The sequence below is a fragment of the Amphibacillus sp. MSJ-3 genome, assembly GCF_018919165.1.
Lineage (GTDB): Bacteria > Bacillota > Bacilli > Bacillales > Amphibacillaceae > Amphibacillus.
This window is the reverse complement of sequence record NZ_JAHLQM010000001.1, coordinates 25,816-48,489: the sequence shown is the minus strand read 5'-3', so window position 1 is coordinate 48,489 and position 22,674 is coordinate 25,816. Positions and strand designations below refer to the sequence as shown.

Below are 22,674 nucleotides of genomic sequence, written 5' to 3'. Positions count from 1 at the left end.
AAGTAAAAAAAGGGGGGAAGGGGATGTCATATTCAGTAGCTTACCTTGGTCCCAAAGGCACATTTACTCAAAAAGCAGTTGATGCGCTTTTTCCTAATCAATCATTGATTAGCTATCAGACAATTCCAGCGTGTATAGATGCGGTTAAGTATGGTCATGTAAAATACAGTGTTGTTCCTCTTGAAAATACATTAGAAGGGACAGTAAATTTAACGATTGATTATTTAATCAATGAAAAATCATTAAAAATTGTTAGTGAAATTGTTGTACCAGTTGAACAGCATTTTATGGTGCACCCAAATCATAAAGAGCATTGGAAAGAGATCGAAGTAATCTACTCTCATCCACATGCTTTAGCGCAATGTCATCAATTTTTAAATCAAGAAATGAGGCAGGCGGAAGTTGAAACATATGCTTCTACTGGTGCAGCAGCAAAGTTTGTTAGTGAAAATCCAGAAAAGCTGGTCGGGGCAATTGCAAATGATCAAGCTGCAAAAGAGTACGGTTTAGAAATTGTTAAAGCTAATATCCATGACTTTGCCAATAATGAAACACGATTTGTTGTGTTACATAAAAACGATTCTGCTTTAAGAATCAATCGGTTATCGATGAAAGGGTTTAAAACCAAAGTGATGATTTCTCTTCCAACCGATCATGCGGGGGCTCTTCATCAGGTCCTTTCAGCTTTCGCTTGGAGGCGAATTAATTTATCAAAGATTGAATCACGTCCGATGAAAATAGGACTTGGTCATTATTACTTTTTGATTGATATTGATCAAAAGATGGATGATATTTTAATCCCTAATACGATTGCGGAAATAGAGGCAATTGGCTGTCATGTCGAATTGCTTGGTAGTTATCCTTATTATTCAACAGAACAATTAAAAAACGATTAAAACCACAGTAACAAGCCACACTGTGGTTTTAATCGTTCACGATAAACCCCTTTTCTTTCAGACTATGATAGGCAGCGTTGAGCTTAGCTTCACTTTCAGCCTCTAATGTATGAAGGTGGACGCCACCTGTTAATTCTAATAGATAAGAGGCTTGGTTTCTTGTGATATTCTCAATAAATTGTTTTACATCATGTCGATCACTGACCATAATCATTGCATTTATTTCTCCATAAACAGGATGTTCGACAATGACATCCTTAACTGTTACTCCATGATCAACAAGACAATCTAATTCCTCTTTTGTCTGGTTTGACTCGTGTTTAACGGCAACAATTCTTTGATATAGATTGACATCTTTATTTTCTTTCATTAATAAGTAGCCCTGACTTGTTGAGAAAATTGGTTCGTTTTTTGCTTTTAACAGAGAAATATCTTGAACGATGACTTGGCGACTAACACCAGCACGCTTGGCAAGTTCGCTTCCTGTTAACGGTACATCATTATTCTCCAACCAGTTCATAATCGCTTGACGGCGATCTTCACCAATTAATTTATCTTTTCCAGTCATTTTATATCACTCCAATTCATATAACAACTTGATAAAGAAACTTAGCTTTCTCGATATTTGTGATCTTATGAGGCGACTAATCTATGTTTGTAGTCATAAGCCCATTGTCAAAATGCATAAATTTGATTCGCCGTCAGTCTTAGATCAACAATCTACAAGGTCTACCGCAACAATAAATAGGGACTAAAAGGCGGGTACAGCTTTAATTCGTCTTTTTGCAATATTTACAGGGACTTGATTATCTCCGTGTTACTCCAAAGCTATTTCCATTTTCTCATATTTTGTATCGTATGACTAGTTAAGATACTCTCCTTTTAAGATATGATTATGAAATTCGAGCAACAGTTGAATAAAGTGAAACTTCAATCAGTGGAGCGGTAGGTCTACAGGATATTATTGTCAGTTGATCTCCCGCTTACATTTTTTGGTTTCCTGAAAATGCCTAAAGTAGGAGTCTTACTGATAGCCGCTCTACGAAAAAAAAGAACGATAGGACCTGTTAAGTTCTAATAGGTACAATTATTAAGGTTTTCGGGTGGATCTGTAACTACACATAGGAATGAGATGGGTAACCATATCAGAAAACTTGTGATTTTTATCGTAGATTAACAAACTGTAAGATCTCCACTGGGTGAAGATTCACTTAATTTTATCATTTCTAACAAATCACTAAGTGTTTTTTAAAAAAACATTCAACATTTTTGGGTGATTGCATATGTTGTTAAGGAATAAGCCTGCTAAATGCCTATATTTATTATTATTTCATGTTATTTCATTAAGACAATGAACAGAAAATAAAGGGCAAGCGAAATAACGATTTGTTAAGAGGTCTTCAGGTCTTTAAGGTAAAAGTCAATCTGAGCCAAATCAAAAAAGCTCAATTGATTGAGGAGTTACTATATTTATTTTTTACCGGCTGTTGCATCTCCAATGTAAAATCATAAAGGCCAAAATGATTAGTTGGAATAACAGCCATTCAAGGCCAGATTGTTTTATCTAACATTTAGTGGCTGATGAAATGTCGTCTACTAAATGATGATTTATTTAATTATGGAAAGGAGTTAAGCAAGTGAAAATTCATGTTGTTCAAAAAGGGGATACACTTTGGAATTTATCCAAAAAATACAATGTCGATTTTCAAGAGCTAAAAGCAGTAAATTCACAATTAGCAAACCCGGATTTAGTGATGCCAGGAATGAAAATAAAGATTCCTATCGAGAAAAAGCAAGTGACTAAACAAGGTTCAAGCCAGGCACCTGCACCTAAGGAAAAGATGATGACGCCATTTAAACAAATGCCACAAAAAGCCCAACCCGTTATTAAGGAAGATGATCAAAAACCTAAGCAACAAGTTCAGAAAAAAATGCCGTTTCCTAAATTGCCACCCGTTTCTATTCAGATGCCGAAGTTACCAAATATTCATGCGAACCAGTACAATGTCGATGTGGATGTTGATATTGATGATTACGATACAACATTGAAGAATAAAGTAAATTACCAACACCATCAGCACCATCACCCTATTCAAGAACAGAAAAAGGAAGAAGTTAAGCAGCCGACAGAAGATGTTCACACCTTACCATGGTCATTTCCATCACCGAATTATATGTGGATGCCATGTATGCCGTGTTCTATGGTCTTTTACCCACAACAACCTTATTATCCGACATTACCAGGAAATATGTGCTGTACCTATCAAGATCCATCGGTTTTTTGTAAAAAGCAAACCTGTGAACAACCACAGTGGACTGCCCCAATGCAACAGTCTTGTTCCCATGATTCAAAATGGGGTGAGCTAGATCTAAATGCCGAGGTAGAAGGAGAACAGACCGGGATGATGACGGAGCACTTTACTCAAATGAACACTCATCAACAGGCTATCCAGGCTAATCATCTACAACCCTATCCATACATTTATCCGATGTATGGACCAACACACTATCCATTTTATCCAACGGGTTCCACATGTGGAATGCAACGTGAATCAATGGATGAAACAGAACAAGCCGAATAAAAGAATGAACAACGAGTTAAACTAATTCATCACAATTAGTTAACTCGTTGTTTTTGTTCCAATCCTTTTAACGATTTTCAAAATACTCTTGAATGTTAAATGACCACGCTGAGAGAAGATAAAATATTGCAAGTTACATCATTTTAAGCAATAATAATATTTAAGGAGTTACAGTTTTTCAGAAAAAGGAGTTAAAAAAATGCAGAAAAAAGTCGACTATTTAGTAGACTGGTTACGAGATCAAGTTGCGAAGACAAATACAAGGGGATTAGTTGTCGGATTGAGCGGAGGAATTGATTCCGCTGTTGTTGCCTATCTAATAAAACAAGCTCTACCCAATCATTCTTTAGCAGTTATTATGCCTTGTCAAAGTTCTAAAGAAGACCTAAAGGATGCGCAAGCTGTCGTTGAAGGGGCTAATATTAAAGCAATGACCATTGATTTAACTCTAACCCATCAACAATTACTTGATACCATTAAACATGAGTTAATACAAAAAGAGGTATACCAACCAAACCATGATCAGCTAGCCAGTGCAAATCTTAAAGCACGCTTACGAATGTCAACACTTTATACCATTGCGACAAATCATCAATATTTAGTAGTAGGGACTGATAATGCAGCAGAATGGTATACTGGATACTTTACTAAATATGGTGATGGTGGTGTTGATATTAATCCTTTAGTTCATTTGACAAAGGGAGAAGTAAGAGAAATGGCTCAGTATTTAAATGTAGCTGAAGAAATTATTTTAAAACAACCAAGTGCGGGGCTCTGGGATGGGCAAACAGATGAGAATGAAATGGGTACGACTTATGACTATATTGACGGTTATTTAAAAGGTGAAGAAATACCAGAACAAGATCGAAAAGTGATTGAAGCGATGCATCAACGTTCAAAACATAAAAGAAGCATTGTGATAACACCGGCTCCTTTTGATGAAGCATAATTTTAACTCAATTATTTTGTTACATGGGTTGACGACTTGTGATAAAATGGAGTACAGTAGTTATTTGATTTTTTAAAGGTGAAAGGAGTAAATTTTATGGCTGGACATTCGAAATGGAAAAACATTCAAAGACGTAAAAATGCTCAAGATGCGAAACGCGGAAAAGCATTTATGAAAGCCGCTAAAGATATTTATATAGCTGCAAAGGAAGGCGGACCCGACCCGGATATGAACCCTGCCTTACGTGTAGCAATTGATAAAGCAAAAGCTAATAATATGCCAAATGAAAATATTGATCGAAATATAAAAAAAGCAACCGGAACCTTAGATGGTGTGAGTTATGAAGAAGTAATTTATGAGGGCTATGGACCAGGGGGTTCTGCAGTAATGGTTGAGCTTTTAACAGATAATAAAAACCGTTCTGCTGCGGAAGTTAGACATGCTTTCTCAAAAAGTGGTGGTAATCTTGGTGAAAATGGTTGTGTAGCTTTTATGTTTAACCGAAAGGGCTACCTCACTATTGACCGTTCAGCAACAGATGCAGATGAGGATACAGTTATGCTCGCTGCTATTGAAGCAGGTGCTGAAGAGATGGAAACAACTGATGAACTATATGAAATTTATACTGAACCTGAAGCATATAATGAAGTGAAAGCAGCACTAGCAGAAGAAGGTTTTGAATTTGAAACAGCTGAGGTAACATTAATTCCAACGACTTATACTGATTTAGCGGAAAAAGACCAAGAGAAAATGGAAAAGCTAATTGATCGACTTGAGGAGTTAGAAGATGTTCAGGAAGTCTACCATAATGCTAATTAAATCGTTAGCAAACTAGCTATTTAAATACTGAAATAAGCAAACATGATCAACAGTAAAGACAAACTATCCACGATAGGAAATTAGTGACAAATCAATGAACTGTGACGTGAATTAATCGCTTTAACCCCTTTTTATCACTTTTTTCAATGCCAAGTCTTAATTTTAACTTATTTTTAATGATAAAAAGTGTAAAAAAATTTTTTTTGTCCATCCTATAAAGTAAATACACACTTTATATGAGGTGGATGAAATGAAATATTTAATAACATTGAATATAGTTTTGATGCTAGGGATTTTTATCTATAATGTCCAGGTTGAAGATAGGACTAATGATATGAATCAGGAGCGTGCGATTGAAGTCAGCAAATCTGAAACTAACTTTGAAGATTATCCAGATGATTTAGCAACAATTGAAGTTATTATACAAAAACAATATTTAGATGGTCGTATGGATAGCGAATCCATTGAAGAAACAATTACTGCTATGGAAGATTTCTGGTATAAGTATGAGAACTATCAACTAATTGATCAAAAAGTGGGCCAAATGGTTTTTCGTGACTATATCGATGATATTTCGCCTTATTTAAAGGAAGTTGGTTACTTCGGCTTAGCCGATGAACAACTTGTCATCTTTGAAGGTGAGCCGCAATACGAACAAAATATACAAATTGTATTTGAATTGGATCCTGATCAACTAACTGAAGATGAACGAAAACGGTTAAATGAAGGGATAAAAATTGATTCGAAAAAAACTTATCAAGAAGTCATCGATGTATTTAGGCATCAATTACCTAGTAAACAAGTACATGGAGAGTCGGATTAACTCGACTCTCTTTTTAATGGTTTTATATGGAGGAGTCGGTCGTTTCACTTTATTTGCTTTGAATGCTAATAAACAACTAACAGAATTGTCTTTTTTAAAAAGATAACTTCTTAATAATAGTTGTGAATGACAAGGGTGTGAATACGGTATACGAACATACGATTGTGTGGTAAAATAGCATTTATACGGATATAGTGAATAGTTAGGAGCGGATTGAGAGTGATTGCTTATATTAAAGGGGAGCTAGTAGAGCTAACGGATTCATTAGCCATAATCGATGTTAATGGAATTGGCTATCAAGTAGTTTGTGCTAACCCATTTTATTTTCAAGAAAAATTAAACCAAACGATAAAGATTCATACATACCACCATGTTCGTGAGGATGCACAAATTTTATATGGGTTTAAAAATTATGATGAAAAATTATTATTTTCACACATTATTACAGTTTCAGGTATAGGACCTAAAAGTGGATTATCTATTGTTGGGCATACATCAGTTGATCAATTTGTCATGGCAATTGAGGAAGAAGATGAAAAATACTTAACTCAGTTTCCAGGTGTCGGAAAGAAGACGGCCCGGCAAATGATTTTAGACTTGAAAGGGAAACTGCCTTTTGAAGTTAAACAAATGGCTGACTCCTCAAAAGAGATGTCTGGAAAAATTAATGGAGCTATTAATGATAAAACAATTAATGAAGCGATTGAAGCACTAAAAGTGTTAGGTTATAATGATCGGGAAGTAAATAGAATTGTCCCGCAACTGAGACAATCGAACTTAGTCAATACAGATGAATTAGTTAAATATGGTTTATCCTTATTACTGAAAGCATAAGTGGGGTGTGAAATGTGGATGAACGTATGGTGACAGGAGAACAGTTTGATGAAGAGGAAGAAGTCGAGCTTAGTTTAAGACCGCAGATGTTGGCTCAATATATTGGGCAGACTACTGCAAAAGATAATTTAGCTATTTTTATTGAAGCTGCCAAACTTAGAAACGAGCCACTCGATCATGTTTTGCTGTATGGCCCCCCTGGACTTGGAAAAACAACAATGGCTTCTATAATTGCCAATGAAATGAATGTTGAATTTCGGACAACCTCTGGACCTGCCATTGAAAGAGCTGGCGACTTGGCGGCTATACTATCGTCACTTGAAGTTGGGGATGTTTTGTTTATTGACGAAATCCACCGATTACCAAGGGCAGTTGAAGAAATTCTGTATCCCGCAATGGAAGACTTTTGTTTAGATATTGTGATTGGTACCGGTTCAACTGCACGTTCTGTTCGACTTGATTTACCGCCATTTACTTTGATCGGAGCAACAACGCGAGCAGGTCTTTTAACTGCACCACTTAGAGACCGCTTTGGTGTGTTAAGTCGTTTAGAGTATTATGAGATAGAAGATTTAACGGAAATTGTTGAACGAACAGCAAATATTTTTGATGTATCGATCAATCAAGAAGCAGCTTTAGAAATTGCTCGGCGTTCTAGAGGAACACCCCGAATTGCTAATCGTTTATTAAAAAGGGTTCGAGATATTTCACAAGTTAAAGGTGAGTATGAGATATCATTGGAGACGACTCAACAGGCTTTAGAAATGCTACAAGTGGATAAAACAGGGTTAGATCACATTGATCATAAACTTCTCTTATCTATTTTGGATGCTTTTCAAGGTGGTCCTGTAGGATTAGATACTTTAGCCGCAACGATTGGTGAAGAGTCACAAACAATCGAGGACGTGTATGAACCTTTTTTATTACAAAAAGGTTTTATTCAACGCACACCTCGAGGAAGAATCGCTACAGAGAAAACATATCAACATTTTAATCGGGCTCTGCCGAAAGCCAAGGAATAATTAATGATCATTTTAACTAGGTTTTAGCTAATGTTAGGAGTATATTATGAAAATAACAGATTTTGATTTTGACTTACCAGAGAACTTAATTGCACAAACACCATTGGAAAACCGAACGGATTCCAAATTATTGGTTATCAACCGTGATGATCAGTCAATTGCTCATCGTCATTTTAATGATGTGTTGGAATATTTAAATCCTGGTGATTGTTTAGTGCTTAATAATACAAAAGTTTTACCGGCAAGATTATATGGTATAAAGGAAGATACGGGTGCGAAAGTAGAATTGCTTTTACTTCATCAGCGTGAATTAGATGAGTGGGAAGTACTTGTGAAACCAGCGAAGAAAGTAAAGATAGGTACTAAGCTCAACTTTGGTGACGGAAAGTTAATCGCGACTTGTGTTGAACTGCAGGATCATGGTGGACGAGTTGTTCGATTTGAATACCAAGGGATATTCCTGGAGCTGTTAACAGAATTAGGTGAAATGCCTTTACCACCTTATATTAAGGAACAATTATCAGATCAAAGTCGCTACCAAACGGTTTATGCAGAAGCAGAAGGATCTGCTGCTGCACCTACTGCTGGCCTCCACTTTACTAAGGAGCTATTAGCAGAGGCTAGGGAAAAAGGAATTGAAATCGCCTTTGTAACACTTCATGTTGGGCTTGGTACCTTTCGACCGGTAAGTGTTGATCAAATAGAAGCGCATGATATGCATAGTGAGTATTATTATCTTTCAAGTACAGAAGCAGAAAAAATGAATCGAGTAAAAGAAAAAGGCGGACGACTGATAGCGGTTGGAACAACATCAACTCGAACGTTAGAAACGATTGCTGCCGAACATAATGGAGCGATCCAGGCTGCGAGTGGCTGGACTTCAATCTTTATTTATCCGCCATATGAATTCAAAGCGATTGACGGTATGATAACTAACTTCCATTTACCAAAATCTACACTCGTCATGCTAGTTAGTGCATTAGCAGGCCGAGATTTCATCCTCAAGGCTTATCAAACAGCTATTGAAAACAATTACCGATTCTTTAGCTTCGGTGATGCAATGTTAATCTTATGATTTTTATAAAGAAAGAAGTGAGAAAATGGTTGCAGTAACATATGAATTGATTAAGACATGTAAACAAACAGGTGCACGACTAGGACGTGTCCACACACCGCACGGTTCATTTGATACACCGGTCTTTATGCCTGTTGGTACTTTGGCAACTGTGAAAACGATGAGTCCAGAAGAATTGGAAGAAATCGGCGCCAATATTATTTTATCAAACACTTATCATTTGTGGTTAAGACCAGGCCAAGATATAATAAAAGAGGCTGGTGGTCTTCATAAATTTATGAATTGGAAGCACTCTATTTTAACAGACTCTGGTGGTTTTCAAGTTTTTAGTCTTACTGATTTACGTAAGATTGAGGAAAGGGGCGTTCATTTTAGAAGTCACATTAGTGGTGAAAAATTGTTCCTTTCCCCAGAAAAGTCAATGGAAATACAAAATGCACTTGGCTCAGATATTATGATGGCATTTGATGAGTGTCCACCATATCCTGCTGATTATAAATATATGAAAAACTCAGTGGAACGAACTAGTCGTTGGGCAGAACGCTGTTTATCTGCTCATAAGCGGCCAGACGATCAAGGTTTATTTGGGATCATTCAAGGTGGAGAGTATGAGGATCTCCGCAAGCAGAGTGCTAAAGATCTATCTTCTTTAGACTTTCCAGGTTATGCGATTGGTGGACTATCTGTTGGAGAACCAAAAGAGGTTATGAATCACATATTGGAATACACAACTCCATTACTAGATACAGGAAAACCACGTTACTTAATGGGCGTTGGTTCCCCAGATTCTTTAATAGATGGGGTCATCCGTGGAATCGATATGTTTGACTGTGTTTTACCAACCCGAATTGCACGCAATGGGACTTGTATGACATCGAGTGGACGATTAGTTGTTCGTAATGCTAAATTCGCTCGAGACTTTTCACCATTAGATCCAAATTGTGATTGTCATACCTGTCGTAATTATTCTAGAGCTTACCTTCGTCACTTAATTAAAGCTGATGAAATTTTAGGATTGAGACTTTGTTCTTATCATAATCTCTATTTTCTGTTAAACTTGATGGAGCAAGTACGAGAAGCCATTAAAGCAGATCGACTTGGTGACTTCAGAGAAGAATTCTTTGAAAATTATGGTTTTAATAAACCAAACGCAAAAAATTTCTAAATGAAAGGAAGGTGAAATAATTATGGCAGAGATGATTAGCTTACTATTACCATTTATTTTAATGGGCTTAGTATTCTACTTCTTACTTATTAGACCACAACAAAAACGACAAAAAGCGATTAATCAAATGCAAGCTGATTTGAAGAAGGGCGATAAAATCGTTACTATTGGAGGTTTACAAGGTGTTGTTCATTCACTTGATGAAGATGCGATTCATATTGATGTAGGTGGCGGTCAGAAACTTACATATGAACGGTCAGCAGTAAAACACGTTGTTGAACCAGTTCAGACAGAAGAACAAGATAATAATTAGGATAAGAAAAGAAGATGGACAGCATTTGCTGGCCATCTTTTTTTAAAGGATTAACCCTGGTCAAATAAAGTGTCAAGCGATATTAAATTCGCTATAATAGTGAATCTTTATTTTTTATGATTCCCTCCTTAACAGACAGAGATTAGAGACCACCATCCTTGAGCATGAAAAATGGTTTTGTTTATTACAAAAAGGATAAACATAACCGTTTCTATCTTTATTTGCTTGACTAACCACAAAATGATTGAGTAAAAGAATCAAGTTAAATTAAAAATACTGACTAGGAATTAAAACTAGGGTTGAAAGGATATTTGAATTAACTATTTTCTTGTTTTCCGCCACCAATATTTACACCAAGAACTGCACCAAATACAGCAACAAGTAAGAATCCAAGATGGTAAAGGATTTGTTTTAATGTAAACTGTTGATTATAGCCTAAATATTGATAAAGATAAATGATTAAACTATAACTTAAACTTAAGGTTAGACCAATCATCCAGCCTTTTTGCTTTGCTTTAAGGCCACTTATTAACCCACTAAGCCAGAGTATGATAAAGGCGGCAATTATAGCCAAGTTGTCTAGTAATGGATTCGTTAATGAGGTAAAACGTAATAAAATGGCAAGTGCCAAGCTTGATATAATAAGCAAGATAATAATAGATAGCCAACCGTACATGAGTGCTTCTAGACGTTGCTTCACTTACTTTTCCTCCTTTTAATGTCCTTGTCCAAAGTATCACTAATAATATATGAATTCTCATAATGAAATAGACTTTTTACCCCGAATAGAATAGACCATAAGTTTAACTAAAGGTAAAATTCCTAACGCATTCATTTAATTATAAATGTATCAAAACATTTATAGGGATTATATTTAATTGGATGAAAGCTAGGTAGGGATCTCTAAATGTGGTGATCAAGGTTCATATTATTTATTTAGATGGGAAACTTAACTGTAATAAAACAAAAGCGAGTGATCATGAATGTGGATTATAATTAGCCGAACAATTATAACTTATTGTTTTATTGCTTTTTTCTTTCGTTTAATGGGAAAACGGGAAATTGGGGAATTGAGCTTGTTAGATATTGTTATTTCGATTATGATGGCAGAAATTGCGGTGATTGTTATAGAAGATACGGATAAAGGAATATTAACTTCACTTATTCCCATGCTCGTTCTTGTTATTATTCAACGTACAACAGCTTTAATCTCTCTTAAGAGTAAGCGTTTTAGAGATTGGTTTGAAGGGAAACCTTCACTTATCATTTTAAATGGTAGGATTAATAAAGATGAAATGAGAAAACACAGATATAATTTTGATGATTTAATTCAACAACTTCATGAAAAAAGTGTTAAGAGTGTTCAAGATGTTGAATATGCCATTCTTGAACCATCAGGGAAACTATCTGTTTTTGCAAAGGAGAGAGCTGTCTCTGTTGGATTTGTTCATTTACTTATTGCAGATGGTAAAATTCAAGATCATACTCTTGATGTATTAAAAAAGTCACGAGATTGGTTGATGGAGGAGCTCGGTAAGCAGGGCTATTACAAACTTGAAGATATTTTATACTGCACGATTGATTCAGCAGATCAATGGTATATTGATTTAGAAAAGAAACGCTGATCAGGAGATCAGCGTTTTCTAAACAGCGGTTTTAATTCACTTAAGGTTATAATTCTTAAAATAAATAAATAGCAAAGATACAAACAACTTAAAATAGTCAGAAGGATTAATAAGTGACCCAAATCCGTTTGATAGCTTGGTATCCATCTGATCAATCCTTTAGCTGTTAAATAAGTAATCGAAAGTAAACCAATCATTTTCCAGATGGTGAGAAAATTTAAGCGATAATTAATTAATTTCCTTAAACTACTGTAATGAAGACATGTTGTTAGTATCGATGTGACAGCTAAGGCAAGTACAGTTCCAAAAATACCTAGTGACGGTTGACTTGTCAATACGACTAAAATTGTATATTTTACAAAAGTCGCTATTAAGGTGTTCCACATGGCAACCTTTGCGAAATCCAATGCTTGTAAACTTGCGTTTAAAGGGAATTGAACGTATGCAAATAAGTAAAATGGTGCCATAAATTGAGTGATATAGCTTGCCTGTGTATTATTGTACATAAAATTCAAGATCGGACCAGGGAATAATATTAGAACAATTGTAGCAATTGCACCCGACGCAAATGAGATGCGGATAGCTTGATCAATTCGATAATGGACTGTATGATGTTGACGTTTCGCCTCAGCTTCACTAATATTTGGAATAAGAGCAACTCCTAATGCGTGGGTAATAAACATAGGGAATAGCAATAATGGAATGGCATAACCTGTTAAAAGTCCATATTGTTTTGTTGCGGCTATTGAAGAAAAACCGGCATAAGCAAGACTTTGTGCAACTAAAATTGGCTCAAGAAAATTCGATAAAGAACTGATGAGTCGGCTACCAGTACTCGGAATTGCGATTGAGAACAATGATTGAGCAGTTTCTTTGCAATTTTTAATTGATAAGAAAAGTCGATTTCTAATTCTTGGCCTTTTACTTGACTTAAAATAGCTTAAAAGAAAAAGCAAGGAAATGAGTTCACCAATAGTACCAGATATCATTGCACCAACTGTAGCATATTCAAGACCATAAGGTAGTAAAAGTTTAACGAAGAATGTAAGTGTACCTAATCTAACGATTTGTTCGAGGACTTGGGCATAACTTTGAGGTTTCATATTTTGAAATCCCTGAAAATAACCTCGTAATACAGAGGCGAAGCTCGTGATTGGAATCATTGGTGTCATTGCTAATAAAGGATACAATGTTCGTTGATCTGTTAGTAAATGTTGAGCAATAAAAGGTGAAATGAAGATTAATAGGCCCACAAACATGAAACTAAGGATCCCTGTAATACTTAAAGATACGATTAGAATTTTTTTTATTTTATGTTGATCATTCTGTGCGTTTGCTTCTGCAATTCGTTTTGAAATAGCAATTGGGAGACCAACCTGTGATAAGGTATACACTAAAAATAAAGTAGGTATTGCCATGTTATATAACCCAATTCCTTCTTCACCCATTAATCTTGCCATAATGATGCGGTTAAAGAATCCCAGTAACCGAGAGATGAGACCAGCAACTATCAGAATAACTGTCCCTTTTAAAAATGATTGCTTTGGCATAATTTATAAATCCTACCTTCTCAAAGTTATAAATTTCATATACAATGAATTATATGCATGAAGAGTGTACAAGCATGACAAATTGATGAAGATTAACAATGCTCAAGGAGGTATTTTCATGACGGAAAGGCATGTTGAAGACTGGAAACCAGTAATCAGAAGTGTGATTGAAAGTAAAGCTGAAGAACTTACTTTACTGGGCTATGGTGATGTAACATCCGATATGGTTTGGGATTGTTTATTAGCGAAAGTATGGCGTAAAAACAAGAAACTAAGGTTATACCAAGTAGTCGAAGATGTATTTCATTTAAGTGGCCATGTGTTCATGACTTATTTAACAATGGAAACATATCAGTCAGATGATTTAATGGCTTCAATAGCTGCATTAACTGATATGTAGTTATACATTTGTCTAACAGTGAAATCAAGACGAATTAACATACATAAACGATCTGATGAAGTGCCTTTGTTTTTTTTTGTGGTCATTAAAGGGAGGAAATGGACGATATGATTAAGAAAAACCGATTGATCAGTTTCGGCATTATTGTAATAACTTTAGCGATTGTGATTGGGACAACAGTAATGGATGCTGCTCATGATTTGAAATTAGGCCTTGATTTACAGGGTGGTGTTGAAATTCTATATGAAGTGGAACCGATTGATGAAGAACAGGAGATTAACATCGATGTTTTGGAAGCAACTGTTCAATCACTAAGACAACGTGTCGATGTATTAGGTGTAAGTGAACCGAATTTTATGATTGAAGAACCAAATCGAATTCGTGTCCAACTTGCGGGTATTGATAATGAAGAAGAGGCTAGGGAATTACTTGCAACATCTGCACGACTTTCCTTTCGTGATGTAGAAGGAAAAGAGTATTTAGATGGATCCGATTTAGTCGAGGGTGGGGCACGCCAGGACTATAATCCACAGTCAAATCAACCAGTCGTTTCATTACAATTAAAAGATGGTGATAAATTTGGTGAGGTAACCCGAACAATTTTAGAGGATTCCTCAATCCCAGATTATTTGGTTATTTGGTTAGACTACGAGGAAGGGGATTCTTTTTATGAAGAAGTAGAAAAGGAAGACCCTAAATTTATCTCTGCTCCAATGATTCAAGGTGTGTTAAATGAAACTACTGTTCAAATTGATGGGAACTTTACCGTGCAATCGGCACAACAACTTGCTGATATCTTAAATGCTGGCTCATTACCTGTCAATTTAAATGAAGAATATTCAACTTCTGTTAGCGCACAATTTGGGCTGGATGCTATGAATGAAACTGTTTTTGCTGGTGCACTTGGGATATTATTTGTTTTTATTTTTATGATTGTTGTCTATCGTTTTCCTGGTGTCATTTCAGTTATTACGCTAAGTTTGTATATTTATTTAGTTATATTAGTATTTGGATGGATGAATGGTGTTCTAACTCTTCCAGGTATAGCAGCCCTAATTCTAGGAGTTGGTATGGCAGTTGATGCCAATATCATTACTTATGAACGAATGAAAGAAGAATTAAAGTTGGGTAAAACAACAATTGCTGCCTTCGAGGCTGCCAACAAAAACTCCTTTTCATCTATTCTCGATGCCAATTTGACCACTTTGATTGCAACAGGTGTCTTATTTATATTTGGAACGAGTTCTGTCAAAGGTTTTGCAACATTACTCATCGTAAGTATCTTGCTGAGCTTTCTGACCTCAGTCTTTATTTCTCGTTTCTTATTAGGGTTATGGGTGAAGAGTAGATTTTTAAATAAACGTTATGCATGGTTTGGTCTAAAACCATCACAAATTCGTGATATTAGAGATTCATCACCAGTTGAGACATCATTTTTTGGTAGAAAGTTTGATTTTGTTAAGCATTGGAAGGCTTTTTTAGGTGTATCACTTGTGATTATTGTCATTGGGGTTATATCATTGACTGTTTTTGGGTTGAACTTAAGTGTTGATTTTACTTCTGGATCACGGGTAGAAATAACAACAAGTGAAGAAATAGCAGAAGAACAGATTATTGAAGAACTTGAAAGATTTGATTTAGAGGCCCATTCTATCTCTTATTCTGGAAATCAAAATGAAATTGCAGTGGTACGTTTTGATCAACCTTTGGATCAAGATATTGTATCTGATATTCGAGAACATTTTACAGAATCTTACCAAGCTGATGTTAATGTCAGTACAGTATCACCGGTAGTTGGACAAGAGTTAGCCCGTAATGCATTATTAGCTGTTCTATTTGCAGCAGTCTTCATTGTTATTTATGTGACAATCCGATTTGAATATTATTTTGCTGTCACAGCAATTACGGCATTGCTACATGATGCTCTGGTAATGTTAACCTTCTTTAGCTTATTTCAAATTGAATTTGATGTTACAATTATTGCGGCAATTCTTACAATAGTTGGTTATTCAATTAATGATACAATCGTTACTTTTGATCGAATCAGGGAGAACTTAAAAGTGAAACAACGCGTTCGTTCGTATGAAGAGTTAAAAGTGATTGTTAATGATAGCTTAATGCAAACCTTGACAAGAAGTATTAATACGGGCTTAACAATTATCGTTGCTGCTGTTCTCTTATACCTTTTTGGGGCAGATGCGATCACGAATTTCTCATTTGCATTAGTTGTTGGTCTATTAGCTGGGATGTATTCTTCAATGTTTATCGCTGCCCAATTATGGTTAATTTGGCGTGGTAGAAATATTAAGGAAAAACCGATTACCTATCTTAAAAAGAAAAAAGTTACAGGACCACAAGTATAATGAAAAGTGTGATAACTTTGAAGTCGATATAGGTGTCGACTTCAAAGTTTGTGTTTGGATTAGATTGAGAAGTGGTAGATTAGAATAAAGTGAAACTTCAATCAGTGAGGTTTGGTTTTACAGGATCTAGGTGATACAGACCTTACCACAGGACCTGGTGAGTTTAGTCTGTCTCCTCCTGTCCCCCCGAAAACATTTGTGACTACCAAAAGGGTATGATCTAAAGGTCCTTGAACCAATCGGGTCTTTACTGACACTTGCACTGCGGTAAAACTATATTTATAAGAGGTGATCGATTTGAAAGGTCAAGTATACATTATTTCTGCTTTAATATTTGCTCTTATTGTTGCGATATTTGCTGTTATAAATGTAGAAGCGGTAGAAGTCAATTATTTATTTACAACTACTGAATCACCATTAATCTTGGTCATTTTAACTTCTACTCTATTTGGGGGCCTGATCACAGCTAGTTTTAGCATTTATCATTTGATCAGTATTCGTAAAGAAATGCGTCATTTAGTATCAGAAAATGAGCAATTACGTATGAATCAAGCATCTGAGCAAGAACAAGCTATTGAAACAGTAGAAGTAGAAGTCATTGATGAAAACAATCAGAATGATAATTAAATATATTTGAACCCCTTGGTTGACTCTAGTATAATGATGAGTTAGTCAGGGGTGAATTTATGTTACAAAGTCAAATGAATTGGAATTTTACATATAAAGATAATCAAAAAGTGAAACAAACAGACGAAGCATTAGATATATTGAGTCTGTTATTAACAAATAGGGGTTTTACTGAATCATTTGAAATGGAGCAATTTCTTAATCCAAATTTGGATCACTTATATGATCCTAAACAATTAGATGGATTAGAAAAGACTAAACAAAGAATTGATTTGGCTATTGAACAAGGTGAAAGTATCTTAGTCTTTGGGGATTATGATGCAGACGGAGTGACTGCTACAACCCTTTTAGTTGAAACCCTGCATGAACTTGGTGCGATGTGTGACTATTATATTCCTAATCGCTTTACAGAGGGCTATGGCCCGAATCCGCAAGCTTTTAGGGAAGCGAAGCGACAAGGATTTGACCTCATCATTACAGTAGATACAGGAATCGCTGCATTTGAATCGGCTAAAGTAGCCAAAGAACTTAATATGGATTTGATTATTACTGATCATCATGAGGTTCAAGATAAGCTACCAGAGGCATATGCAATTATCCATCCAAAATTATCAAAAGACTATCCGTTTAAAGAGTTAGCTGGAGTTGGTGTTGCATTTAAAATAGCACATTATTTATTGGGATACTTGCCTAAGCAGTTTCTAGATTTGGTTGCTATTGGTACAGTAGCTGACTTAGTGCCACTCATCGATGAGAATCGAATTCTAGTTAAGTTTGGTTTAGAATCACTTGCAAACAGTAAGCGCCCAGGTATTGTAGCACTTAAAGAAGTTGCTGCGATTAAAGGAATCGTTGATGAACAGGATGTCGGCTTTGCAATCGGCCCACGATTGAATGCTGCTGGTCGTCTAGAGAGTGCTTACCCTGCTGTCGAGCTTTTGTTAACCAGTGAGATGGAAGAAGGACAACGATTAGCAACAGAAATTGATTTAATTAATCAAGAGCGTCAGCGAATTGTAAATCAAATTGTTGAAGAGGCGATTGAATTAGTCAATTTAAATGAAAAAGATAATCAATTTGTAATTGTTGTAGCCAAGGAAGGCTGGAATGAAGGGGTTCTTGGTATAGTTGCCTCAAAATTAGTTAGAATCTATCAGAGACCAGCAATATGTCTTACCCTAAAGCAGGATGAACAAATTGCTAAGGGCTCGGGACGAAGTATAGCAGCCTTTGATTTATTTGGAAATGGCATGGAGCTTCATGATCAATTTATTCAATTTGGTGGCCATGCTCAGGCCATTGGTATGACTCTAAAGATCGATCGAGTTGATAGAGTAAGAGAATCCTTGAATCAATTAGCTAATCAAAAACTTCAATCTGAGGACTACAAAGAACAAGTAAACCTTGAACTTGAACTTAATTTAAAAGATTTAAAACTAGAAACGATTAAAAAAATAAATCAACTTGCTCCCTTCGGCATGGCTAATCCTAAGCCTATTTTTTATGTCAAGGGTAAACCGCTTGATTTAAAGCAGATCGGTACTGAAAAAAATCATTTGAAATTTAATCTTGAACAAGATGACTATCAATTAGCTTCAGTCGGTTTTGGTTTTGGAGATCAAATCAATCGAATGACTTCAAATGATCATCTTGAAGTTATTGGGCATTTGCAAATAAATGAGTGGAATGGAAAACAGTCACCACAATTAATCATTAAAGATTTTCGAATTAAAGAACGGCAACTTTTTGACTATAGGGGCTCTAAATTCTGGCATAAGCAGGTTCAACATTTAATGGATAAAGAATACCTTGCTGTAAGCTTTCAAAAGCTAACAGCAAGGGATGATCTAGATATAACACCAATTGCTCAGACTAAAGAACAAAATCTAGGTCAAATAACAGAATTGCTTTTAATTGATTTGCCCAGTCAGCTGTCTGATTTATCAGCTTTACTATCGAAAACTAAGCCGAATAATATTTATGCCTGCTATAGCTTGGACGAGAAAAACAATTGGCCAACTTTGCCAACTAGAGATGATTTCAAATGGTTTTATGGATATCTAATTAAGTATGGTAAATATGATCACAAACATGAACAGAATAAAATCATTAATTATAAAGGGTGGAATAATAAAAAAATTGAGTTTATAATTAATGTGTTTTATGAGCTAAAGTTTGTTAAAATAGATAATAAGGTTATCTATCTCAATGAAGAAGCGGAAAAGCGAGATTTATCGGAATCAATATTTTATCAAAATAGATTAAAACAAAGAGAAATTCAAGAGTTACTCTATTATACAAATTATCAAGAATTAAAAACATGGATGATGAATCAAATAGAATAAGTACTCTTAGTCGAGGAGGAATAAGTTTATGGATTATAAACAATATATTACAGAGGTAGAAGACTGGCCCAAAGAAGGTATCCAATTTATAGATATTACTACATTAATGGATAACGGCAAGGCATACAAGTCAGCGGTTGATGAGATTGTTCAGTATGCAAGAGATAAAAAAGTTGATATCGTTGTTGGACCAGAGGCTCGTGGTTTTATCGTTGGTTGCCCTGTTTCCTATGCGCTAGAAATAGGATTTGCACCTGTTCGTAAAGAAGGTAAGTTGCCACGTGAGGTCATTAAGGTTGATTATGGATTAGAGTATGGAAAGGATGTCCTAACCATCCATAAAGATGCGATTAAACCGGGTCAACGAGTTTTAATTACCGATGATTTGCTAGCAACTGGTGGTACAATCGAAGCGACTGTGAAGCTTGTTGAAGAACTCGGTGGTATTGTGGTTGGTTGTGCTTTTCTCATAGAATTAACTTACTTGAATGGACGAGATAAGTTAACGGACTATGATGTCTTAACGTTAATGGAATATTAATTAGATTGAAGTCAGCGTACCTCTACCAGGTGCGCTTTCGTTATATTATAAAATCACTTGATCTGATTATAAAAATAAAGTGAAACCTCAATCAGTGGGGGGGGACATACAAAACCCAGGTCATATAGACCTTACCATAGGATCTGATGAGTTTATTCCGAGGCCTCCTATCCCCACTGATTGTTAGTACCACAAGGGTATGACCTAAAGGCCCTTGAACCAATCGGGCCGTTACTGTCAGTTGATCTCTCACCTACAATTATTATTCTCTCTCGAATTCTTGAAGTGAGAGTCTTACTGACAGTTGCACTGCGGTAAAATAAAGTGATAGCTAATCTTTTTTGCGAATTTTGTTGAAATTAATTTCTAATATGTTATAGAATATAAAGAACTAATAATTTAACCTATAAACAAGAGAGAAGCAGATTCATATGAGGGTTAAACGGATGTTCAGAATTCCAGGTTACTTTTTTGGGAACTACTAAATTATTATCTTTATGTGTGGTACTTGAACGAATACTTATAAATGAAGAATTAGGGTGATCATAAATGTCGAAAGAAAAAGTTTTGACAGTGGAAGATGTTATAGAGCGGGCTTCGTATCTTTCAGACAAAGATATCGAGTTAATTCGTCGTGCCTACGATTATGCTTATGATGCACATAAGAATCAATTCAGACGGTCAGGTGAACCTTACATTATTCACCCTGTTCAAGTGGCAGGCATACTAGCCAATTTAGGGTTGGATGCGGAAACAATCGCAGGGGGCTTTTTACACGATGTAGTGGAAGATACAAGCGTGACTTTGGAAGATATTGAAGAGGAATTTGGTGGAGAAATCGCCATGCTTGTTGATGGGGTAACAAAGCTAGGGAAAATTCAATATAAATCACAAGAAGCGCAACAAGCTGAGAACCATCGAAAAATGTTCATTGCTATGTCTAAAGATATTCGAGTGATTCTTATAAAATTGGCGGATCGAATGCATAATATGCGAACATTGAAGTTCCTTCCATCTGAGAAACAACGACGAATTGCTAATGAGACATTAGAAATTTTTGCTCCATTGGCTCATCGTTTAGGTATTTCAGCAATTAAATGGGAGTTAGAAGATGTATCCTTAAGATATTTAAATCCTCAACAATTTTATCGAATTGTTAATTTAATGAAACAAAAACGTGAAGAACGTGAAGATTATATTGAAGAAGTAATGAAGGAAGTTCAACAACAATTAGAAGGTGTCCAAATCGAGGCTGAATTTTCTGGACGACCAAAACATATCTATAGTATTTATCGTAAAATGATTTTGCAAAATAAACAATTTGATGAAATTTATGATTTATTAGCAGTAAGAATAATTGTTGATAGTATTAAAGATTGTTATGCAGTATTAGGTATTATTCATACGTGTTGGAAACCAATGCCTGGCCGTTTTAAAGATTATATTGCTATGCCTAAGCCTAATCTATATCAATCTCTGCATACGACTGTTATTGGGCCAAAGGGTGCTCCGCTGGAAGTGCAGATTAGGACTAAAGAGATGCATAAAATAGCTGAGTATGGTATTGCAGCTCACTGGGCATATAAAGAAGGAAAAAAGGTTCAACCAGGTAAGGATAGTTCGGAGATGAAACTAGCTTGGTTTAGGGAAATTCTCGAATCACAAAGTGAAACAAATGATGCTGAAGAATTTATGGAATCTCTCAAGGTCGAATTATTCGCCGATATGGTCTATGTATTTACTCCTAAAGGAGATGTAATTGAATTACCTAAAGGATCTATTCCAATTGATTTTGCCTATAAGATTCATACGGAAGTGGGGAACCAAACAATTGGGACGCGCGTTAACGGAAAAATGGAACCGTTAGATTTTCAATTAAAGAATGGTGATATTGTTGAAATTTTAACTTCAAAACATTCATATGGGCCATCACGGGATTGGAAAAATATGGCACAAACCTCCCAAGCTAAAAATAAAATTAAGCAATTTTTCAAAAAACAACAGCGTGAAGAAAATGTTATCAAAGGTAAAGAATTGATTGATAAAGAGGTTAGGAATACGGAATACGATCCGAAAGAAGTTCTTACTGAAGATAATCTTCAACGTGTAGCAGATCGCTTTAATTTTATAAGCATTGAAGACATGTATGCTGCAGTTGGTTATCAGGGAATCACTGCATCACAAATCACGATGCGCTTAACGGATAAAATGCGCGAACAAAAGAAAGATCTAGAAACGACACTAGATAAAGTACAAAAAAAACCGACTGGTAGAAAACAACGTCGAAGAGATTCTGGTGTTAAAGTAGAAGGCGTTGATAATTTACTGGTTAGATTGGCGAAATGTTGTAATCCTGTACCCGGGGATGAAATTGTTGGTTATATTACGAAGGGGCGTGGTGTGTCAGTCCATCGTAAAAACTGTCCGAACATGGATGCGGAAGGGATAAAAGATCGCATGCTTGATGTCAGATGGGAATGTGATGAAACAGATACAAAACAATATCATGTTGATTTAGAGATTTCAGGATATGATCGTCGTGGTTTATTAAATGATATCTTACAGTCAATCAATGAATTAGGTACAAATATTATCGGTGTAAATGGTAAAACTGACCGTAATAAAATAGCACTTATTCATTTAACTATATTAATAAGTGATGTTAGTCACTTGAGAAAAACCGTTGAACAATTAAAACAAATTAAAGATGTTTACACTGTTGAACGTGTTGTACAGTAAATTTAA

20 protein-coding genes are annotated in these 22,674 nt (G+C 35.5%); 17 read left to right on the top strand and 3 right to left on the bottom strand.

The window, feature by feature from the left end:
- The first annotated feature begins 23 nt into the window (after positions 1-23).
- Complete coding sequence (gene pheA, locus KQI76_RS00215) at positions 24-896, top strand: prephenate dehydratase (RefSeq protein WP_216398290.1); 873 nt, start codon at positions 24-26, stop codon at positions 894-896.
- 28 nt (positions 897-924) lie between these two features.
- On the opposite strand, the gene KQI76_RS00210 is transcribed toward pheA, so the two are convergent.
- The gene (locus KQI76_RS00210) at positions 925-1,464 is read right to left on the bottom strand and encodes a transcription repressor NadR (RefSeq protein WP_216398289.1); all 540 of its coding nucleotides are present in this window, start codon (positions 1,462-1,464) and stop codon (positions 925-927) included.
- A 1,069-nt stretch (positions 1,465-2,533) separates the two neighbouring features.
- Between KQI76_RS00210 and safA the strand changes: the two genes are divergently transcribed.
- From safA to yajC, 9 genes are all read left to right on the top strand, one after another.
- Positions 2,534-3,478: a SafA/ExsA family spore coat assembly protein gene (safA, locus tag KQI76_RS11925; protein ID WP_216398288.1), complete on the top strand. Its 945-nt coding sequence runs from the start codon at positions 2,534-2,536 to the stop codon at positions 3,476-3,478.
- A gap of 199 nt (positions 3,479-3,677) precedes the next feature.
- Positions 3,678-4,427, top strand: a complete 750-nt coding sequence (nadE, locus tag KQI76_RS00200; RefSeq protein ID WP_216398287.1) for an NAD(+) synthase — start codon at positions 3,678-3,680, stop codon at positions 4,425-4,427.
- Between the two features lie 96 nt (positions 4,428-4,523).
- A complete protein-coding gene (locus KQI76_RS00195; RefSeq protein WP_216398286.1) occupies positions 4,524-5,246 on the top strand; it encodes a YebC/PmpR family DNA-binding transcriptional regulator in 723 nt (240 codons plus the stop codon).
- Between the two features lie 250 nt (positions 5,247-5,496).
- Positions 5,497-6,069, top strand: a complete 573-nt coding sequence (locus tag KQI76_RS00190) for a BofC C-terminal domain-containing protein (protein ID WP_216398285.1) — start codon at positions 5,497-5,499, stop codon at positions 6,067-6,069.
- 219 nt (positions 6,070-6,288) lie between these two features.
- Positions 6,289-6,903, top strand: a complete 615-nt coding sequence (ruvA, locus tag KQI76_RS00185) for a Holliday junction branch migration protein RuvA (protein WP_216398284.1) — start codon at positions 6,289-6,291, stop codon at positions 6,901-6,903.
- Positions 6,904-6,917: 14 nt separating this feature from the next.
- Positions 6,918-7,925 (top strand): Holliday junction branch migration DNA helicase RuvB, encoded by a 1,008-nt coding sequence (gene ruvB, locus KQI76_RS00180; protein WP_216398283.1) that lies wholly within the window; start codon positions 6,918-6,920, stop codon positions 7,923-7,925.
- A gap of 46 nt (positions 7,926-7,971) precedes the next feature.
- On the top strand, positions 7,972-9,000 hold the full coding sequence (gene queA, locus KQI76_RS00175) for a tRNA preQ1(34) S-adenosylmethionine ribosyltransferase-isomerase QueA (RefSeq protein WP_216398282.1): 1,029 nt from the start codon (positions 7,972-7,974) through the stop codon (positions 8,998-9,000).
- A gap of 25 nt (positions 9,001-9,025) precedes the next feature.
- The gene (gene tgt / locus KQI76_RS00170; RefSeq protein ID WP_216398281.1) at positions 9,026-10,165 is read left to right on the top strand and encodes a tRNA guanosine(34) transglycosylase Tgt; all 1,140 of its coding nucleotides are present in this window, start codon (positions 9,026-9,028) and stop codon (positions 10,163-10,165) included.
- A gap of 22 nt (positions 10,166-10,187) precedes the next feature.
- Positions 10,188-10,478: a preprotein translocase subunit YajC gene (yajC, locus tag KQI76_RS00165; RefSeq protein WP_216398280.1), complete on the top strand. Its 291-nt coding sequence runs from the start codon at positions 10,188-10,190 to the stop codon at positions 10,476-10,478.
- 316 nt (positions 10,479-10,794) lie between these two features.
- Here the strand turns inward: yajC and KQI76_RS00160 are convergent, their stop codons facing one another.
- Entirely contained in the window at positions 10,795-11,178 is a 384-nt protein-coding gene (locus KQI76_RS00160; RefSeq protein ID WP_216398279.1) for a TIGR04086 family membrane protein, read from the bottom strand.
- Positions 11,179-11,461: 283 nt separating this feature from the next.
- On the opposite strand from KQI76_RS00160, the gene KQI76_RS00155 reads away from it, so the two are divergent.
- The gene (locus KQI76_RS00155) at positions 11,462-12,103 is read left to right on the top strand and encodes a DUF421 domain-containing protein (protein ID WP_216398278.1); all 642 of its coding nucleotides are present in this window, start codon (positions 11,462-11,464) and stop codon (positions 12,101-12,103) included.
- A gap of 8 nt (positions 12,104-12,111) precedes the next feature.
- Here KQI76_RS00155 and spoVB read toward each other — a convergent pair whose 3' ends face one another.
- A complete protein-coding gene (gene spoVB / locus KQI76_RS00150) occupies positions 12,112-13,653 on the bottom strand; it encodes a stage V sporulation protein B (RefSeq protein ID WP_216398277.1) in 1,542 nt (513 codons plus the stop codon).
- 118 nt (positions 13,654-13,771) lie between these two features.
- On the opposite strand from spoVB, the gene KQI76_RS00145 reads away from it, so the two are divergent.
- The 6 genes from KQI76_RS00145 (at position 13,772) to KQI76_RS00120 (ending at position 22,668) form a co-directional block, all read left to right on the top strand.
- Positions 13,772-14,053 (top strand): post-transcriptional regulator, encoded by a 282-nt coding sequence (locus KQI76_RS00145; RefSeq protein ID WP_216398276.1) that lies wholly within the window; start codon positions 13,772-13,774, stop codon positions 14,051-14,053.
- 107 nt (positions 14,054-14,160) lie between these two features.
- Complete coding sequence (secDF, locus tag KQI76_RS00140) at positions 14,161-16,416, top strand: protein translocase subunit SecDF (protein ID WP_216398275.1); 2,256 nt, start codon at positions 14,161-14,163, stop codon at positions 16,414-16,416.
- Positions 16,417-16,713: 297 nt separating this feature from the next.
- Positions 16,714-17,043, top strand: coding sequence for a LapA family protein (locus KQI76_RS00135; RefSeq protein WP_216398274.1), 330 nt, complete (start codon positions 16,714-16,716; stop codon positions 17,041-17,043).
- 59 nt (positions 17,044-17,102) lie between these two features.
- On the top strand, positions 17,103-19,388 hold the full coding sequence (gene recJ / locus KQI76_RS00130) for a single-stranded-DNA-specific exonuclease RecJ (RefSeq protein WP_216398273.1): 2,286 nt from the start codon (positions 17,103-17,105) through the stop codon (positions 19,386-19,388).
- A 28-nt stretch (positions 19,389-19,416) separates the two neighbouring features.
- Positions 19,417-19,929 (top strand): adenine phosphoribosyltransferase, encoded by a 513-nt coding sequence (locus KQI76_RS00125; protein ID WP_216398272.1) that lies wholly within the window; start codon positions 19,417-19,419, stop codon positions 19,927-19,929.
- Between the two features lie 549 nt (positions 19,930-20,478).
- Positions 20,479-22,668 carry a RelA/SpoT family protein gene (locus KQI76_RS00120; protein ID WP_216398271.1) on the top strand — a complete coding sequence of 730 codons (2,190 nt, stop codon included), beginning with the start codon at positions 20,479-20,481 and terminating at the stop codon, positions 22,666-22,668.
- The last annotated feature ends 6 nt before the right edge of the window (positions 22,669-22,674 follow it).

Bases quoted from the DNA above. Each gene is read 5' to 3' on its own strand.
- nadE (WP_216398287.1), top strand. From the start codon at position 3,678: ATGCAGAAAAAAGTCGACTATTTAGTAGACTGGTTACGAGATCAAGTT.
- KQI76_RS00195 (WP_216398286.1), top strand. From the start codon at position 4,524: ATGGCTGGACATTCGAAATGGAAAAACATTCAAAGACGTAAAAATGCT.
- secDF (WP_216398275.1), top strand. From the start codon at position 14,161: ATGATTAAGAAAAACCGATTGATCAGTTTCGGCATTATTGTAATAACT.
- tgt (WP_216398281.1), top strand. From the start codon at position 9,026: ATGGTTGCAGTAACATATGAATTGATTAAGACATGTAAACAAACAGGT.
- queA (WP_216398282.1), top strand. From the start codon at position 7,972: ATGAAAATAACAGATTTTGATTTTGACTTACCAGAGAACTTAATTGCA.
- pheA (WP_216398290.1), top strand. From the start codon at position 24: ATGTCATATTCAGTAGCTTACCTTGGTCCCAAAGGCACATTTACTCAA.
- KQI76_RS00210 (WP_216398289.1), bottom strand. From the start codon at position 1,464: ATGACTGGAAAAGATAAATTAATTGGTGAAGATCGCCGTCAAGCGATT.
- spoVB (WP_216398277.1), bottom strand. From the start codon at position 13,653: ATGCCAAAGCAATCATTTTTAAAAGGGACAGTTATTCTGATAGTTGCT.
- yajC (WP_216398280.1), top strand. From the start codon at position 10,188: ATGGCAGAGATGATTAGCTTACTATTACCATTTATTTTAATGGGCTTA.
- KQI76_RS00155 (WP_216398278.1), top strand. From the start codon at position 11,462: ATGTGGATTATAATTAGCCGAACAATTATAACTTATTGTTTTATTGCT.
- KQI76_RS00125 (WP_216398272.1), top strand. From the start codon at position 19,417: ATGGATTATAAACAATATATTACAGAGGTAGAAGACTGGCCCAAAGAA.
- recJ (WP_216398273.1), top strand. From the start codon at position 17,103: ATGTTACAAAGTCAAATGAATTGGAATTTTACATATAAAGATAATCAA.
- KQI76_RS00145 (WP_216398276.1), top strand. From the start codon at position 13,772: ATGACGGAAAGGCATGTTGAAGACTGGAAACCAGTAATCAGAAGTGTG.
- KQI76_RS00190 (WP_216398285.1), top strand. From the start codon at position 5,497: ATGAAATATTTAATAACATTGAATATAGTTTTGATGCTAGGGATTTTT.
- KQI76_RS00120 (WP_216398271.1), top strand. From the start codon at position 20,479: ATGTCGAAAGAAAAAGTTTTGACAGTGGAAGATGTTATAGAGCGGGCT.